The following is a 15,332-nucleotide window of genomic DNA, read 5'->3' as shown; positions in this document are numbered from 1 at the left end:
CCGGCTCATGCGGCCTTGCCGCTCTCGCTCGCATCCGTGTCCTCGGCGGCCAGCAGCAGCATGAGGTCGGCGAGCTTGGGCAATGTGTTGTAGTCCCGGACCCGCAGGTGGGCAGGCGGCGTCGGAAGGTCGTACCGGTCGAGCAGCCCGACGAGGAGCTCGGTCCTCTTCACCGAGGCGATGCCGAGGTCCGCCTCCAGGTGGGCTTCATCGGTGAAGACCTCTTCCGGATAGCCCAACGCGTCGGCGAACGTCCCGCGGAGCTCCGCGACGAGGACATCGCGCTCGGGTAGCTTCCGGGAGGACGCCATCGAGTGTGCCGGCGTGGCCGCTGGGGCGGGGCGAGCAGGAGCTGCCGTCGCTGCGGCCGCGGGCGGCGCAGATCCGCCGGGCCGTTGCCGCATCAACTCGTCAAGCACCGCGCACCCTTCGGTGGTGCCGGGCGGCGGTCCGACCAGCTCCACGTCCGGCGGCAGGGACTCGGCGGCACAGGGGGTGAGGATCGCCCTGGACCCGAGTTCCAGGAACCTTTCGACGCCGTAGGAGGCGTGCAGCTCCCGTATGGCCTCGACGAAGAAGACGGGATCCGTGAGGTGCCGGTCGATGATGCTTCGCACGTCGTCGGCGGTACGTACCGGCTGACGCAGGAGCGGGGAGAACACACGCACGTGTGGCTCCTGTGTCCGATAGGTGGTCGTGGATCGGGCCACCTGCCGGGCGGCCCCGGCGAGCATGGGGTTGTGGTGCGGGTACATCACGAGCAGCCTGGTGGCCTGGAGGCCCAAGGCGCGGGCCGCCTTCTCCAAAAGGGGCAGCTCTTCGGCACTGCCGGATACCACCGTCTGCTGTGGCGCGTTGAAAAGGGAGGGCTGCAGCGACCAGCCGCCCACGGCGCCGCACAAGTGCTCGGCACGACGCGCGCCGATCCGCAGCGCCGTGAGGCCGCCGGCGAGATCCCCTTCGGCCAGGGCGATTTCGCGTTCACAGATCACCCGGGCGGCGTCGTAGGCGGACAAGCAGCCGGCAGCGGCCAGCGCGGTGAGCTCACCCGTGCTGTGACCGACCAGCACATCGCCGGGGCGACCGCGTGTAACGAGCGCCGCGTACAGGGCTAGTCCCGAGGCGAGCGAGGCCAGATGCAGACGGGTCGGAGTCTGCGCCAGCTCCTCGATTTCCGGCCCGTCAGGATCGATGAGGGCGACGGACACCGGCGGGACGCCGTACTCCCTCGCCGCCTGGTCCACCTCGCCCAGCAAATCCTTCGCGCGTAAATCGACCGCGATCAAGTGTTGCAGACTGCCAGGTGTATAGCTGCCGAGCCCCGGGAACTGAATCGCCGTGTAGGGCATGCCGAACCGACCGCCTTTCAGATGACCAACGAGATTTTGCAATTCGGGTGAGACATGAGTTAAGAATCGGGTCCGCTCCTGTCGGCAGGGTAGAACTGCCGGGCCCAGTGGCGGTATGCGCCGATGGGGCCGTCCCCTGCGGCAAGTCGGGGCGGAGATGCGTAGACCTTCGTGTTCCACACAGGTACGTCGCCATAAAGGTCCGCCGCGACCGCGCGCAGGTTCAGGGGGGTGGCAGCGGTTGCGATCGCACGGAGGAACGACTGCGGCAGGCGGTTGAAGGGGCGGGTCTGAGGAGCCAGGAGCACGCTGACGCCGACGCTGAGATGAATGCGCCAGGCCTCGATGAGACGCGGTGCAAGCATCACTGTGATTTCCAGGCCGATTTCGGGTACGCAGGACCGGGCGTGGATGAACCCCAGACCGTACATGGTGACCTCGGTTTCGCCCCTGAGATTTCCGAACGGCGGAAAGGGGCGGACGAACCGGAGGGGCACGGAGTACGTGTGCCCCTCCGAGACCGGGGGCCTGGCATGCTCGGCGTCGGTGTACCCGTGCAGCGCACGGACGTGACCGACGTCGACGATGTTCTCGAATACCTCTTGCGGGTGGGTATGCAGATCAAGGACCGTGAACCGGGGACGCGAACCCCGGGCGTCTAGGAGGGAGGGAATCCGCCAGGGGACCTTCGCTCGGGGCGTTCCGATCCAGGCGAAAATGCCATCGTTGACTTCCTCGCTCGGCAGAACGGTAAGACCGTCTCTGGGAAGCTTTCCGGTGTAGCCCGGACCAAGGCGGGCGATATCACCGTCCGGCCCGAAAGCGAAGTGGTGGAAGGGGCACACGATGTTCTCGCCCTCCACCTTCCCGCCGCAGCCCAGGTGTGCGCCCAGATGGGGGCAATACGGACGCACGACCCTGACGCGGCCGGCGCGGGTGCGGTAGATGACGACGTCTTCGCCCATCAGGCGCCTGGTGACGACATCGCCTGGGCGAAGCTCGGTGGACGGTGCGAGCATGACCCAGCCCTCGGGACCGGGAAGCGGAGCTTCGCCACTGGCGTACGGCAGTTTCGGCGACTCCCGCCTGACGATGTGATGACGCCAGCCGCTCATCTGCATTCCTCCTGACGGGACGCCGGAATACCTGAATGTGCTGCCCGCCGTCGAAACGGCAGGCCCGTTCGACCGGAACGGCCACACCGACACATATCTGCCTGATGTCACGAAAGGGCCGACGGACCTTTCCATGGATGCCCACCCGGTTCGAACAGTCAAACGAGTGGAATGGTGTTGCGCCGTGTCGTATCGAATTCTGGCGGGAAGTGCGCAGTGCCCACGCACTCGCGCGGATCGGTGGCCGTTGGACGTTCCCGGAGAGCCGGGCAGGCCAACGTGCGGTTCCCTGGTGCAGTGACGGACCGGTCCAGGAGAGCGCGCGGTAACCTTGTCCCGACATGGCCCGCTTCGCCTGATTGCTGCACTGTGCTCGGGAGGTGGTCTTGAACTCGTCCGTGAGATCCTGAGTGCTGCCGCAGACCCCCTGCCGCTATTGCACTTGCATGCATGATGGTGGTCGGTCGTCCGTGATCAGACCGGTGATGGTCAGGGGTCCGCTCCGTGCCGACCGAGACCAGTCGCGCCGGGCCGGGGTGTCGGCCCGGGCGGTCAGGCGGGCCGGGGGCGGGTGGGCCAGTCCGGACGCCATCCAGACCGTGCTCGGCTTCATAGCGCCCGCTGCTGCGGCCTGGGTCTGGGTCAACACCTTGGCCTTGTAGCAGGATCCGTTGTCGGTCAGGACGCGTTCGACGGTGATCCCGTGGGCTGCGAAGAACGCGTTCGCCCGGGTCCAGAAGCCGGCGGCGGTCTCCTTGCGCTCGTCGGTGAGGACTTCGCTGTAGGCCAGGCGGGAGTGGTCGTCGACGGCGGAGTGGATGTAGGAGTAGCCGATCACCGGTGTGCTGCTCTTGCGCAGGGTTGTGGCGGCCTGGCGGTTGCGGTCGCCTGCGGTGCGGCCCACCGTCCGCCGGCCGCCGCCGTCGGGGATGTTGCCGAGTTAGTTTCTTCACGTCGACGTGGACGAGTTCGCCGGGCCTGGCGCGTTCGTAGCGGCGGATCACGGTGCCGGTGGGGCGGTCGATCCAGGCGAGCCGGTGCAGGCCGCGGCGGGTCAGGATCCGGTGGACCGTCGAGGCGGGCAGGCCGAGGATCGGGCCGATGCGGGCCGGGCCGAGCTTGCGGGCCCGCCGCAGGTCACCGACCCTGGCCTCGCCGGCGGCCAGGGTTCGGTGCGGCGTCGTGTGAGGCCGACTGGAGCGGCCGTGCAGTCCGGCCTCACCTTCGGCCCGCCACCGTCGCACCCATTTGTGGGCGGTGGCCCGCGAGTGAGGACGGCTTCGGCCCCGTGGTCGCCCGGCAGGTGCAGGAGCATGACGTAGCGGGTGGCGCGTTCGACCAGGGTGCCGATCGCGGACTTCCCGTCCTTGCCGATGATCAGATCGCCCTCCCAGTGGCCGGGGATGGCCCGGTCCTCGGCTTCGGCGGGCCGTTCGCTGATCATCACCATGGGCTCGCGGAAGCGGGGCTGGCGGCTGTTGGCGTGCTGCCGGGGTCTGCGACGGGCCCGCCCGGAACGCAGGGCGCCTGCGAGCTCACGCCGCAGCTGGCCTCTGCCCTGGATGTAGAGGGCCTGGTAGACGGTCTCGTGGACCACGTGCATCTCCGGCCGGTCGGGGAACTGGGCCCGTAGAGCGTGGCATATCTGCTCCGGGCTCCACTTCTCGTCCAGCATCGCCTGGACGGCGGCCCGGAGCTCGGGATTCTCACTGATCTTGCGTGGCTTGGGGCGGGGCCGGCGGGCGTCCGTGCGGGCCTGGGCCGCGTGTGGCCGGTAGTGCCACTTGCCGCGGGTGCCGTCGGTGCGGTTGCGGCGGATCTCCCGGCTGACGGTGGATGGGCTGCGGCTCAGCTCGGCGGCGATCGCCCGCACCGTGGCCTTCTCCCGCAACCGGTCCGCTATGTGGATCCGCTCGTCCTCACGCAGATACCTGGACGCACCAGAAGGCGGCACCACCATGGAAATCGGTGGTGCCGCCTTCTGCCGTCGGTCGGCATTGCGACCATTGCGCCACTTCCGGCCCGTGCGGTCACTGACGCCGACGATGCGGCATGCCTCGGTGTTGCTCACGCCCTGCTGCACGAGCCGGGAGTATGCCTCCCGCTCTCTGCGCAGCTTCACGGGCCCCTGCGCAACCGTGCGCACCTTGCGGATCTCGAAGTCCATCGCATCCCCGAACTGGGATGTTGCAACGACTCCTAGAACCCAAGGTCGTACTGGCGGCCCTTGACCTTGCCGTCGAGGCGCAGGACCACCTTGGCCCAGCCGTCGGCGGCGCAGGCGGCGGGCGGTGTGTAGTTGCCCCGGGAGGGCGTGAAGTCGCGGAACTGTGCCTCTGCGAGGGTCACCTGGCAGGACCGGGTCGTGGGCCGGGCGACGGGCGGGGCCGCGGTGAGCGGGTCGTGCCAGTCGGTGCCGAACTCGGCGGGCGGCGGGTCCGCGGCCGGGGTCCCGGCGGCGTACGCGGGGCCCGCGGCGGCCAGGGTGGCGGCGGTCAGCGCGATCGCGCCGAGCAGGCCGGTGAACCTGCGTCGTCGTCTCATGGGCCCGCAGTGAAACCCGGCCCGCCGGGGCCGGGCCAGGGCCGGTGCTCCGGCCCTGGCCGGTTCTGGACGGTTCTGAACCGCCCCGTCCTGTCGGCTCCGGTCCGGGCGCCAGCGGTCGGAACGCCAGCGGTCGGAACGTCAGCGGTCCGGAGGTCAGAGGTCCGGAGGTCAGCGGGGCAGGACGATCACGCCGTCGTCGTCCGCGTGGACGGTGTCCCCCGCGCGGAAGGTGACGTCGCCGATGGTGACGGGCTCGTCGACCGCGCCGTCGCCGGTCTTGCCGCTCTTGCGGGGGACCGTGCCGAGCGCCTTGATGCCGAGGTCGAGCCCGCCGAGGGCGACGCTGTCGCGGACCGAACCGTTGATGATCAGGCCAGCCCAGCCGTTGGCCTCGGCCGCGCCCGCGATGAGGTCGCCGACGAGGGCGGTACGCGGCGAGCCGCCGCCGTCCACGACGAGGACCGCGCCCTCGCCCGGCGTGTGGAGGAGGGTGCGCAGCAGCGCGTTGTCCTCGTGGCAGCGCACGGTCCGTACGGGGCCGGCGAACAGCCGGCGGCTGCCGAACTGGCGGAACCCGGTGGCACAGATGGCCAGGGACTCGCCGAACTCGTCGTACAGGTCGGCTGTGGGGACGGGGGTGACACTCATCTGGCTACCGGTTTCCTCGCTGCCCGTGCGCGTACATCGCGGCGGTGCGGCCAGCGTAATCGGCCGCTCGTCCGGCGCGGCCGGGGCCTGCGTCCAGCGGGTGGGCCGGCACAGCCGGGCCTCGTGGCCGAGGAGTTGGGCGGCGGTCGGGGCGAGGTGCTGGTCGCCGGTGGCGATGCCGGTGGTGTGGCGATCTGAAGCCGGAGCCGGACATCGGCCGGAACGTGACGGGCGGCCGGGCGTCGCCGGGCGTCGCCGGGCGTCGCCGGGCGTACGCGGGCTCGGTACGGGGCGGCGCGCGGGCTGTCCGTCATCCCCGGCGGGAGACGCACGAGCGGCCGGGGCTCGGACCGCGTGGGGCCGGGTCAGTTGCGGGAGTTGCCGAACAGGATGCGGTAGCCGATCAGCAGGACCAGTGAGCCCGCGATGGCGGAGCCCCAGGTGGCGAGGTCGAAGAACTCGGTCTGGATGGGCTTGTCCAGGACCTTCGCCGACAGCCAGCCGCCGATGAAGGCTCCGGCGACGCCGATGAGGGTGGTCCCGATCAGGCCACCGGGATCCCGGCCGGGCAGCAGGACCTTGGCGATGCCCCCGGCCAGCAGTCCCAGGATGATCCAGCTGACGATCCCCATGTCCAGTCACTCCGCTTCGGTCGTTCGGGTGTTCCCCTGGGAGGACGCGCCCGGCGGCGGATCGGTTCTCCGCCGCTCAGACCGCCACGCGGCCGGCCGGCAGGGGGAGCTCGGCGCCTGTGACGGGGCCGGCACCCGGGCCCGCGCCGGTGGAGGGCGTCCGGGTGAGCAGGACCACCCCGCGCGCCGCCAGGAAGGCTCCGGCGCCGGCCAGCAGCAGCCCCGGCAGTCCGCCCTGCAGTCGTTCACCGAGCAGGACCATGCCGATGGCGGCCGCGGCCAGCGGGTTGGCAAGGTTCACCACGGCCAGCGGGGCGCCCAGTCCGCCGCGGTAGGCCCGCTGCGACAGGAGCATCCCGCCGACGGCGAACACCATGACGAGCAGGGCCACGGAGACGACCCGGACGCTGAGCAGGGCTCCGCCGCGACCGGCCGCGACAGCCACCGTCTGGGTCAGGGCGGAGGCTGCCGCGGAGGCCAGTCCGGAGGCGGTCGCGTGGCGCAGGCCCGAGCGCGGGTCCTTCTCCGCGGTCAGCATCAGGATCACGGCGATGGTCGCGCCGGAGACGGCCAGCGCCTCGATCAGCGTGAGGGTGTCGTCGGGGGCCGGCCCGGAGGCCGGGAGCAGCAGCAGGCCGAGCCCGGTGACGGTGGCCAGGGTGCCCCGCCATTCGGTGGCCGCCACCCGGCGGCCGGACCTGCGCGCCCCGAGCGGGACGGCGGCCACCAGGGTGAGCGCCCCGAGCGGCTGCACCAGGGTGAGGGGGCCGTACCGCAGGGCCGCCGCGTGCAGCAGCGCGGCGGCGGCGTTCAGCCCTGCCGACCACCACCAGGCGCCGGAGCCCAGCAGGGCCTTGGCGCTGCGCGCGACGGCGGCCCGGGCTAGCCGTTCCTGGGCGACGGCGGCGGCCGCGTAGGCCACGGCCGAAGCCAGGCAGAGTCCGACGGCGAGGGCGGTGTCGTTCATTGTCCGGCTCCTACGGCCGCGTCCGCGCTCCGCGGGCGCGGCAGGCCTTGTACGGGGATGTCCTGGCCGGGCTCCGAGCCCGTTCTCCGGTCCGGGGCCGGGCCCGCGCCCTGGTCCGGATCCGGCTCGCTCGTTCGAGGCTTCGGGATGAGCAGCAGGGCCGCCCACAGCAGGACGGCGGCCACGACGGCGTCGAGCCAGTAGTGGTTGGCGGTGCCGACTATCACGAGCAGGGTCAGCAGCGGGTGCAGCAGCCACAGGAAGCGCCACCGGGAGGAGGTGGCGGCGATCATGCCGAGCGCGAGCATCAGCGCCCAGCCGAAGTGCAGTGAGGGCATGGCGGCGAACTGGTTCGCCAGGGTGTCCTCGGCCGGTGCGGCCTTGTAGACGGTGGGCCCGTAGACCTGTGCGGTGTCGATGAGCCGCGCGGCGTCGAGCAGTCGCGGGGGCGCGAGCGGGAAGGCCAGGTGCAGGGCGAGGGCGGCTCCGGTGAGTCCGGCGAGTACGCGGCGCGTCCACAGGTAGTGGGCGGGGCGGCGGATGTAGAGCCAGATCAGGAAGAGTGCGGTCGCGGGGAAGTGGACGCCCGCGTAGTAGGTGTTCGCGGTGGTGACGAGGGCGTCCCCGTGCAGCAGCAGCCGCTGTATCGCGCCCTCGCCGGGCAGGTGCAGGAAGCGCTCGGCGTCCCATATCCGCGCCGCGTTGCGGAAGGCCTCCTCGGTGCGGTCGGTCGAGAGCAGCCGGCCCGCCTTGTAGACGGTGAAGAAGCCCGCGACGAGCAGCAGCTCGCGTATGAGGCGGCGGCGCGCGGCTCTCGGTCCGGCTGCCGGCCCGGCAGGTGTGGTGTGGGAGCTCATCCCCCGGTCTCTCTTCCTGTTTACGCGCACAGCGACACGCCAGTGTATCGATACATTGGCGTATCGATACGCTGGTGTACCGATACGGTCGCGTTCCCGTACACTTCCGTAGTGGAACCTGCCGCCGAGGCGCCCCCGAGGAGAGCCGCATCCATGACGTCGACACCGTCCCCCGCGCGCCGCTCCAAGATCACCCCGGAGCGTGAGCAGGAGTTCTACGACGCCGTGCTGGAGCAGCTGCGCGAGCACGGCTACGAGGCCCTGACCATGGAGGGCGTCGCCGCCCGGGCCAGCTGCGGCAAGTCGACGCTCTACCGGCAGTGGAAGACCAAGCCCCAGCTCGTCGCCGCCGCCCTGCGCGCGGGCCGCCGTGGCACTCTCGTCGCCGTGGACACCGGGTCACTGGCCGGCGATCTGCGCGAGGCGGCCCGGATCGCGGCCGGGACCTCAGGCAGGGACACCCGGCTGACGCAGGCTCTCGGGCACGCCGTGCTCAGTGACGAGGAACTCCAGGCCGCCCTGCGCGAGGCGCTGGTCGAGCCGGAGCTGGCCGCGTTCGCCGAGATGGTCGGACGGGCCGTGGCGCGCGGCGAGATCGCCGCGGACCATCCGGCCGTGGAGTTCCTGCCCGCCCAGCTGATGGGCGTGCTCCGGATCCGGCCGGTGCTGGAGGGGCGGTACGCGGACGCCGACTACCTGGTCCGGTTCGTCGACGCCGTGATGCTCCCGTCCCTGGGTCTCACGCCTTCCCGCCCCACCGGCCCCCCGGCCGACCGGGCCCCCTGAACCGGCGGGCCGCCGTCCTGATGACCTGACGGCGACCTGCCCGCGCTGCCTCGTGGGGACGGCGGCAGCGCGCCACCCGGACCGGGCGGCGACCACTCACCCCAGGAGTGGCCGCCGCCGGGTCCGCGCGGCTCCGCACCGGCCCGGACGGCCGGTCTCAGCGGAGCGCGCCCATGGTCCGGGCGAACGCCTCCGGGTCGGCTTCGAAGCCGTGCAGCCGCAGGTCGAAGGACCAGGGGCCGGACGCGTCGCGGGTGAACTCGGCGACGGTGGCCGCGGTGGCGGCGGTCACGGCCGCGAAGTCACCCTGGGCGAGGTCGGTGTGGCCCTCGCGGATCCGGAATCCGGCGCCGCCGATGTCGGCGAAGGTCTTCGTACGGCCCGCGACGCCGGCGTCGGTGTTCTGGATGACCACGCCGACCACCACCCGGCTCGACTCCGGCGCCATCCGGTCCAGCTCGATGGTCATCACCTCGTCGAAGCCGAAGCCCTGGCCGGTGTGACTGTCCCGGTTCAGGGTGACGGTTCCGTCGGGCGACCGGCTGCCGAAGTGCACGAGCTGGACGGGCGTCCCGTGGAGATCCGCGGCGCCGTAGACCGCGGCGACTATGTCGAGGTCGTTCGCGGGCGTGCCCGTCGCGCTGGGGTCCCACCGCAGCGCGAACTCCACCTTGGCCAGCCCCTTGCGTACACCGGTCACCGAACTCCCCCTTCGTTCACGGGCATTGCGCGTCCATGATCCCACGCGCCCCCGGCCCGGCCTGAACGATCGTGCGTTTCCGGCCATTCCGGCCGGTTCGGCCACCCGGCCCGGCGGGTGTGCGAGCCGTACCGGATCCGGGCAGCTCCGCCATACGGACAAAACCGATTTGCACCCCTTCGCGGAATACCGACGCATTCCCGTCCCGTCGCGCCGAACCCGTTCCCGCGCCCGCCCCCTTCCCCCAATCCGACCCGCGTCAACCGCACGATCTGCGGCTGACCGGATCGTTATCCTCAAGTTTTGCTCAAATCTAGTGACGGTAAGCCGTTCCGCTTCCTAGCTTCCTCGTACACGCGTCCCTACGTCCCCCATATGCGCGCGGTCAAACACGCCTCCGGCGATCCCGGTGGCGCGTCCCGCGTTCCCCCAGGAAAGAGTGCAGCATGAAGGTTCCCCAGGCCGGTGCGGTCGCCGCAGTGATCGCGATCGCCCTGACCGCCTCCGGGTGCGTCTTCGACGACGGGGACCAGGGGGGCGGGACCCTCGCCATCGGCATCAAGTTCGACCAGCCCGGCATAGGCATGCGGGAGACCGACGGCACCTTCACCGGATTCGACGTCGACGTCGCCACGTACGTGGCCAAGGAACTCGGCTACAAGTCGGACAAGATCGAATTCAAGCAGGTCTACAGCAACGACCGCGAGCTGCTGCTCCAGTACAACGAGGTCAAGTTCGTCGTCGCGAGCTATTCGATCAATGAGAAGCGCAAGGAGAAGGTTGACTTCGCCGGACCGTATTTCGTCGCGCACCAGGACCTGCTGACGCGCGCCGGCGACGGTTCGATCACCAAGGCCGAGGACCTCAATTCGAAGAGCCTGTGCTCGGTCTCCGGCTCCACCTCGGCCGAGAACCTCCGCAAGAACCTCGCACCCAAGGCGGGCCTGCTGGAGATGGCCGGCTACGCGGACTGCGTCGTCGCGCTCCAGGAGAGCCGGGTCGACGCCATGACCACCGACAACTCCATCCTGGCCGGGTACGCCGCCCGGAAGGGCAACGAGAACAAGTTCAAGCTGCTCGGCCAGAACCTGAGCAACGAGAACTACGGCATCGGCGTCAAGAAGGGCAACAAGGAGCTCCAGCGCAAGATCAACGACGCGCTGAAGAAGATGGTCGCGGACGGCTCCTGGGAGACGGCCGTGAAGAAGAACTTCGGCGAGAACTACAGGTACGAGCCGGCCCCGGCGATCACCCCCGTGAGCTGACCTCCGTCGCGGCGGCGGCCGCGCCCGGCCCTCGGGCGGCCGCGCCCGGCCCCTGATGGGCGGCGCGCTCCCGTCCGGCTCGAAAGCGCCGCCCGCCGGCACGACCCGACGGCCGTGACCCCTCGCACGGGGGTCACGGCCGCCTGTGTGATCCGTGATCGGTGATCCGTGATCCCGCTCAGGCCACCGGGGCCTTGCCGCGCAGCACCGTCAGGAACTCCCGCATCCAGCGCGAGTGGTCCGGCCAGGCCCGGGCCGAGACCAGGGTGCCGTCGACCACGGTCTCGGAGTCCTCGAACTCGGCCCCGGCCGCCTTCATGTCCAGCTCCAGCGCCGGGTACGCGGTCACCCGGCGGCCGGCCAGGCCCCCGGCCGCGGCCGTGATGAGCGGGCCGTGGCAGATCTGGGCGATCGGCTTGTCGGATTCCGCGAAGGCGGCCAGGATCCGGCGTACTTCGGGGTCGTTGCGCAGGTATTCCGGCGCCCGGCCGCCCGGGACGACCAGGGCCGCGTAGTCCTCGGTGACGACGTCCGCGAAGGCCAGGTCGGCGGGCCAGGTGTAGCCGGGCTTCTCGGTGTAGGTGTCGAAGCCCTCCTCGAAGTCATGGACCACGAACCGCAGTTTCTTCACCTGCGGCGCCGCGATGTGGACCTCGTACCCCTCCTCGCGCAGGCGCTGGTACGGATACAGGACCTCCAGCGACTCGGCCGCGTCGCCGGTCACGATGAGGATCTTCACTGCCATGGGCTGCTCCCGATAGGGCTGGTCATGGTCGCTCCGGCCCCGCCGGGGGCCACCGCTACCCTGCCCGCCGCGCGCGACCGGCACACACGAAGATCCCCCACTCCCGACACGTGGTTTTCACCTGTTCGGCACATGACAATGTGACCCTCGCTCTGCCACTGACACTCCGCCAATTCCCCGGGCGGGGACGGTGCGTATGGAGAGGTACCCCCCACCCGATGAGAATCTCGCGCCTGACCCCCTGGGCGGCCGGCCTCGCCGCCGCCCTGTTCGCCGTACCGGCGGCCGCGGCCGCCGGCCAGCAGCGCCCGACCGCCACGGAGAACCCGGCGGCCGCCGCCGCGGACCCGTATGCGGACTACTACGCGAGCGCCCAGGGCAAGACCGGGCCCGCGCTGAAGACCGCCCTGCACAACATCATCAAGAACCAGTCCAAGGTGACCTACGAGGGCGTGTGGAACGCCCTGAAGGTGACCGACCAGGACCCGGCGAACCCCAGCAACGTCATCCTGGTCTACTCCGGCCGCTCCCAGTCCAAGGCGACGAACGGCGGCGGGGCCAACGACTGGAACCGCGAGCACGTCTGGGCCAAGAGCCACGGCGACTTCGGCACCGCCACCGGCCCCGGCACCGACCTGCACCACCTGCGCCCGGAGGACGTCACCGTCAACAGCACCCGCGGCAACAAGGACTTCGACAAGGGCGGCAGCCCGGTCGGCGAGGCACCGGGCAGCCTGACCGACGCCGACTCCTTCGAGCCGCGTGACGCCGTCAAGGGCGACGTGGCGCGGATGCTGCTGTACATGGCCGTCCGCTACGACGGTGGTGACGGCTTCGCGGACCTGGAGCTGAACGACAAGGTCAACAATGGTTCCGCGCCTCTCTTCGGCCGGATCAGCCTGCTGAAGCAGTGGAACCAGATGGACCCGCCGGACGCCTTCGAGCAGCGCCGGAACCAGGTCATATTCGACCAGTTCCAGCACAACCGCAACCCGTTCATCGACCACCCGGAGTGGGTCAACTCCATCTGGTGACCGGGGCCCGCAGTCGCGGCGTCCTCCGGGGGTTGGGCGGCGTCAGGCAGGGTATTCCCTGGCCAGAGGCTGCGACCCGCGCCCGACGGCAGCAGCCGGCGGAGGTACGTCGTGATGGACGGAGCCGGACTCTCCGATCGCGAGCAGCGCGCCCTCTCCGCGATCGAGGCCGAACTCAAGGGTGACCGTTCCCTCGACCGGATCCTGCGGTCCACGTCGCACCGGCGTCACCGCACCGTGGCCGCCTGGCTGCTCGGTGTGGTGGCGGCGGTGCTGTTCGTGGCGGCCTCGGTCACCGTCTCCCGGCTCCTGATCTGGGTTTTCGCCGCCGTCTGGACGTCGGCGGTGATCCTGGCGCTGCCGCTGGTCGGCCAGTGGCTCCAGCGCCGCCGGCAGCGCGTCGACCGTACGGGGCGGCCGTAGACACAGCCCCGCGGAGAGCGGGGGAACGCGCAGCCCGAGGAGCCGGTCAGAGCCGGTCAGAGCCGGTCGGCGAGGGCCTTGAAGTCGGTCCAGGGCAGCTGGGGGGTGCGCGCGTCCCACACCTTCTGGGAGAGCGCGGCCAGCGGAGCCTGGATGCCCGCGGCCACCTGCGCCTGGGTCTGGGCGCCGGCCAGGTCGCTCCAGATGGCGAGGCGCCCGCCCAGGATCTGCGGCCCGTACGAGGCCGGGACGGGGGTCGTGCCGCGCAGGACGAGCGGGGTCCACTGTTCGTAGATCCGCTTCCCGGTGGGGTACGTGAACTGGTTGGGCTCCCCCAGCACGTAGTAGAGGAACTCGTCGTTGAGGTTGACCAGCTTGCGGCCCTCGCGCAGGTACTCCAGCGGCGGCCGGGCGCCGTTCTCCTTGCCGGTCCAGTACTCGACCTGGATGTCCTTGGCGGCGCTCGTCACCCCGCCCGCGAAGAACCCGTCGTTCCACGCCTTGAGCGCCTTCCCCGACGGCCGGACCACGTCGGCGCGGTCGTTCAGCCAGCCCGTCGCCAGGTCCTGGACCCGCGCCGAGGGCCCGTACCGCTGCTGGGCGGCACGGGCGAGCTGGGGGAAGGAGGCCTGCGGGTCCCGGTAGACCAGCGCCTGGTACTCGTCGGCGCCCAGGTGCCAGGCCCCGCCGGGGAAGAGCGGAATGTACTCGCGCAGCAGATCGTCCACGAGCTTGGCCGACGCCGGGTTCGATATGTCCACGGCCCCCTTGACCGCCCGCCCCTGCGTGTCGCGCAGCTGCAGGTCGGGATGGGCGCGCAGGACCGCGCCGAGGTGGCCGGGCGAGTCGATCTCGGGAACCACCGTGATGTGCAGCCGGGCGGCGAGCGCGTTGATCCCGCGTACCTGGGCCTTGGTGAGGTGCGGGGTGGAGACGATCTCGGGGTGCGTGTCGGACTGGATGCGGAAGGCCTGGTCGTCGGAGAAGTGCAGGCCGAGCTGGTTGAGCTTGAGGTCGGCCATCTCGCGCAGCCGGTCCTCGATCCAGTCCGGGGAGAAGTGCTTGCGGGCTATGTCGAGGTTGAGGCCGCGCTGCGGCTTGGCGGGGGCGTCGCGCACGGTGCCCTCGGGCGCCGAACCGGCGCTCTTGACGGCCTGCTTGAGGGTGCGGGTGCCGTAGAAGACCCCGGCCTGGTCGGGGCCGTTGATCCGGACGCGGCCGTCCTTGACGTCGAGGGTGTACGACTCGGGCCCTCCCGCGGCCCCCGCGTCCAGGGACAGCTCCACGTCCCCGGCGCGCGGCGCCGCCGACTCCCCGTATCCGATGCGCAGTTCACCGGCGAGCAGCTTGGCCTCGTCGGCGAGCGCGGCGGTGTCGTCCGGGGCGACGACCACGCGGGCGTCGGGGGTGGGCTTCCAGCCGGGGCCGCGGGCGGGTACGTGCTCGCGTACCGCCGGGATGGTGCGCGGGGCGGTGGACAGGGGGTAGGAGGGGGTCGGCGTGGGGGTGGGGGTGGGGGCGGCTTCGGCCGGGCGCGCCGCCGTCGTGGAGGAGGAGGCGGTGGAGGAGTCGGCGGGGCCGCGGGCGCGCGCCTCGTCCGAGGCGGCCGTGCAGCCCGGGAGGGCAAGGGTGACCAGCGCGGCGACCGTTGCCGTCGCGATGGTGCGGATCCTCTTGTGCCGTCTCGGTCTGCTCATCATGTGCCCGTGTCCCCCGTACCAACGTGGCACGGGGGACACGGGCGCGCGACCCGGCGGTCTCAGACGAGGGCGTCCCGCGCGGCGGCGGCGAAGCCGTGGTCCTGCCCGGGGGCGCCGCCGCCGACGCCGATGGCGCCGATGAGGCGGCCGTCGCGGTGGACGGGCAGCCCGCCCGCGATGAACAGCAGGGGCCGGTCGAGGGCCGTGGGCAGGGTGTGGAACGGACCGCCGGGCCGGACGGCCTCGACCAGCTCGGCGGTGGGCGCGTTCAGCTGCAGCGCGGTGTAGGCCTTGCGGGTGCTGGTTTCGCCGGAGATCAGTACGGCGCGGTCGTCGCGGCGGAAGGCGAGCAGGTGGCCGCCGGCGTCGAGGACGGTGACGCTGACCGTGACCCCGGCCGCTTGGGCGGCGGCCTGGGCGGTGGCGACGAGCAGTTCGGCGTCCTCGGTGGTCAGGGGGGCGACGGCGGTGCGGGTGGGGGTGGAGGCGGGGGTGGACATGCGGTGTTTCTCCTTGCGGGGGTGGTGCGTACGCAGGGGGGTGCGTGCGTACGGGGGACGGGGG

The 15,332-nt window shown here is 71.3% G+C and carries 14 protein-coding genes and 3 pseudogenes; 4 read left to right on the top strand and 13 right to left on the bottom strand.

Annotated features, from left to right (window positions below; translation table 11 throughout):
* Positions 1-5 precede the first annotated feature (5 nt).
* The 9 genes and pseudogenes from ACFY04_RS13870 to ACFY04_RS13830 all read right to left on the bottom strand — a co-directional run bounded on the left by ACFY04_RS13870 (position 6) and on the right by ACFY04_RS13830 (position 8,115).
* A complete protein-coding gene (locus ACFY04_RS13870; protein ID WP_389116508.1) occupies positions 6-1,349 on the bottom strand; it encodes an acyltransferase domain-containing protein in 1,344 nt (447 codons plus the stop codon).
* A gap of 59 nt (positions 1,350-1,408) precedes the next feature.
* Positions 1,409-2,464: a Rieske 2Fe-2S domain-containing protein gene (locus ACFY04_RS13865; RefSeq protein ID WP_389116506.1), complete on the bottom strand. Its 1,056-nt coding sequence runs from the start codon at positions 2,462-2,464 to the stop codon at positions 1,409-1,411.
* A 640-nt stretch (positions 2,465-3,104) separates the two neighbouring features.
* Positions 3,105-3,732: pseudogene (locus ACFY04_RS13860) on the bottom strand (DDE-type integrase/transposase/recombinase); the annotation flags it as partial.
* A gap of 5 nt (positions 3,733-3,737) precedes the next feature.
* Positions 3,738-4,631: pseudogene (locus ACFY04_RS13855) on the bottom strand (IS30 family transposase); the annotation flags it as partial.
* Between the two features lie 35 nt (positions 4,632-4,666).
* Positions 4,667-5,008 (bottom strand): annotated as a pseudogene (locus ACFY04_RS13850) (peptide-N4-asparagine amidase); the annotation flags it as partial.
* A 171-nt stretch (positions 5,009-5,179) separates the two neighbouring features.
* The gene (gene rraA / locus ACFY04_RS13845; protein ID WP_389116505.1) at positions 5,180-5,659 is read right to left on the bottom strand and encodes a ribonuclease E activity regulator RraA; all 480 of its coding nucleotides are present in this window, start codon (positions 5,657-5,659) and stop codon (positions 5,180-5,182) included.
* Positions 5,660-6,024: 365 nt separating this feature from the next.
* The gene (locus ACFY04_RS13840) at positions 6,025-6,291 is read right to left on the bottom strand and encodes a GlsB/YeaQ/YmgE family stress response membrane protein (protein WP_189744401.1); all 267 of its coding nucleotides are present in this window, start codon (positions 6,289-6,291) and stop codon (positions 6,025-6,027) included.
* Between the two features lie 76 nt (positions 6,292-6,367).
* The gene (locus tag ACFY04_RS13835) at positions 6,368-7,258 is read right to left on the bottom strand and encodes a hypothetical protein (protein ID WP_389116504.1); all 891 of its coding nucleotides are present in this window, start codon (positions 7,256-7,258) and stop codon (positions 6,368-6,370) included.
* Positions 7,255-8,115, bottom strand: a complete 861-nt coding sequence (locus tag ACFY04_RS13830) for a phosphatase PAP2 family protein (RefSeq protein WP_389116503.1) — start codon at positions 8,113-8,115, stop codon at positions 7,255-7,257. Before ACFY04_RS13830 ends, ACFY04_RS13835 begins: the two co-directional genes overlap by 4 nt.
* A 153-nt stretch (positions 8,116-8,268) precedes the next feature.
* On the opposite strand from ACFY04_RS13830, the gene ACFY04_RS13825 reads away from it, so the two are divergent.
* On the top strand, positions 8,269-8,901 hold the full coding sequence (locus tag ACFY04_RS13825) for a TetR/AcrR family transcriptional regulator (RefSeq protein WP_389116502.1): 633 nt from the start codon (positions 8,269-8,271) through the stop codon (positions 8,899-8,901).
* A gap of 157 nt (positions 8,902-9,058) precedes the next feature.
* On the opposite strand, the gene ACFY04_RS13820 is transcribed toward ACFY04_RS13825, so the two are convergent.
* The gene (locus ACFY04_RS13820) at positions 9,059-9,601 is read right to left on the bottom strand and encodes a TerD family protein (RefSeq protein ID WP_389116500.1); all 543 of its coding nucleotides are present in this window, start codon (positions 9,599-9,601) and stop codon (positions 9,059-9,061) included.
* Positions 9,602-10,047: 446 nt separating this feature from the next.
* Between ACFY04_RS13820 and ACFY04_RS13815 the strand changes: the two genes are divergently transcribed.
* Entirely contained in the window at positions 10,048-10,866 is an 819-nt protein-coding gene (locus tag ACFY04_RS13815) for a glutamate ABC transporter substrate-binding protein (protein ID WP_389116499.1), read from the top strand.
* A 178-nt stretch (positions 10,867-11,044) separates the two neighbouring features.
* Here the strand turns inward: ACFY04_RS13815 and ACFY04_RS13810 are convergent, their stop codons facing one another.
* Positions 11,045-11,611, bottom strand: a complete 567-nt coding sequence (locus ACFY04_RS13810; protein WP_202197863.1) for a DJ-1/PfpI family protein — start codon at positions 11,609-11,611, stop codon at positions 11,045-11,047.
* Between the two features lie 218 nt (positions 11,612-11,829).
* Between ACFY04_RS13810 and ACFY04_RS13805 the strand changes: the two genes are divergently transcribed.
* Together ACFY04_RS13805 and ACFY04_RS13800 are read left to right on the top strand one after the other, a co-directional pair.
* The gene (locus ACFY04_RS13805) at positions 11,830-12,645 is read left to right on the top strand and encodes an endonuclease I family protein (protein WP_389116498.1); all 816 of its coding nucleotides are present in this window, start codon (positions 11,830-11,832) and stop codon (positions 12,643-12,645) included.
* A gap of 114 nt (positions 12,646-12,759) precedes the next feature.
* Positions 12,760-13,068, top strand: a complete 309-nt coding sequence (locus tag ACFY04_RS13800) for a DUF3040 domain-containing protein (RefSeq protein WP_314247688.1) — start codon at positions 12,760-12,762, stop codon at positions 13,066-13,068.
* 56 nt (positions 13,069-13,124) lie between these two features.
* Here ACFY04_RS13800 and ACFY04_RS13795 read toward each other — a convergent pair whose 3' ends face one another.
* Positions 13,125-14,768: a glycoside hydrolase family 20 protein gene (locus ACFY04_RS13795; protein WP_389116497.1), complete on the bottom strand. Its 1,644-nt coding sequence runs from the start codon at positions 14,766-14,768 to the stop codon at positions 13,125-13,127.
* A 59-nt stretch (positions 14,769-14,827) separates the two neighbouring features.
* Positions 14,828-15,268, bottom strand: coding sequence for a heme-binding protein (locus tag ACFY04_RS13790; protein WP_389116496.1), 441 nt, complete (start codon positions 15,266-15,268; stop codon positions 14,828-14,830).
* Positions 15,269-15,332 lie beyond the last annotated feature (64 nt).

Source organism: Streptomyces sp. NPDC001549 (assembly GCF_042894025.1).
Lineage (GTDB): Bacteria > Actinomycetota > Actinomycetes > Streptomycetales > Streptomycetaceae > Streptomyces > Streptomyces kutzneri.
Note: the sequence above shows the minus strand (reverse complement) of the source record. Positions and strands in the feature narration are given on the sequence as shown.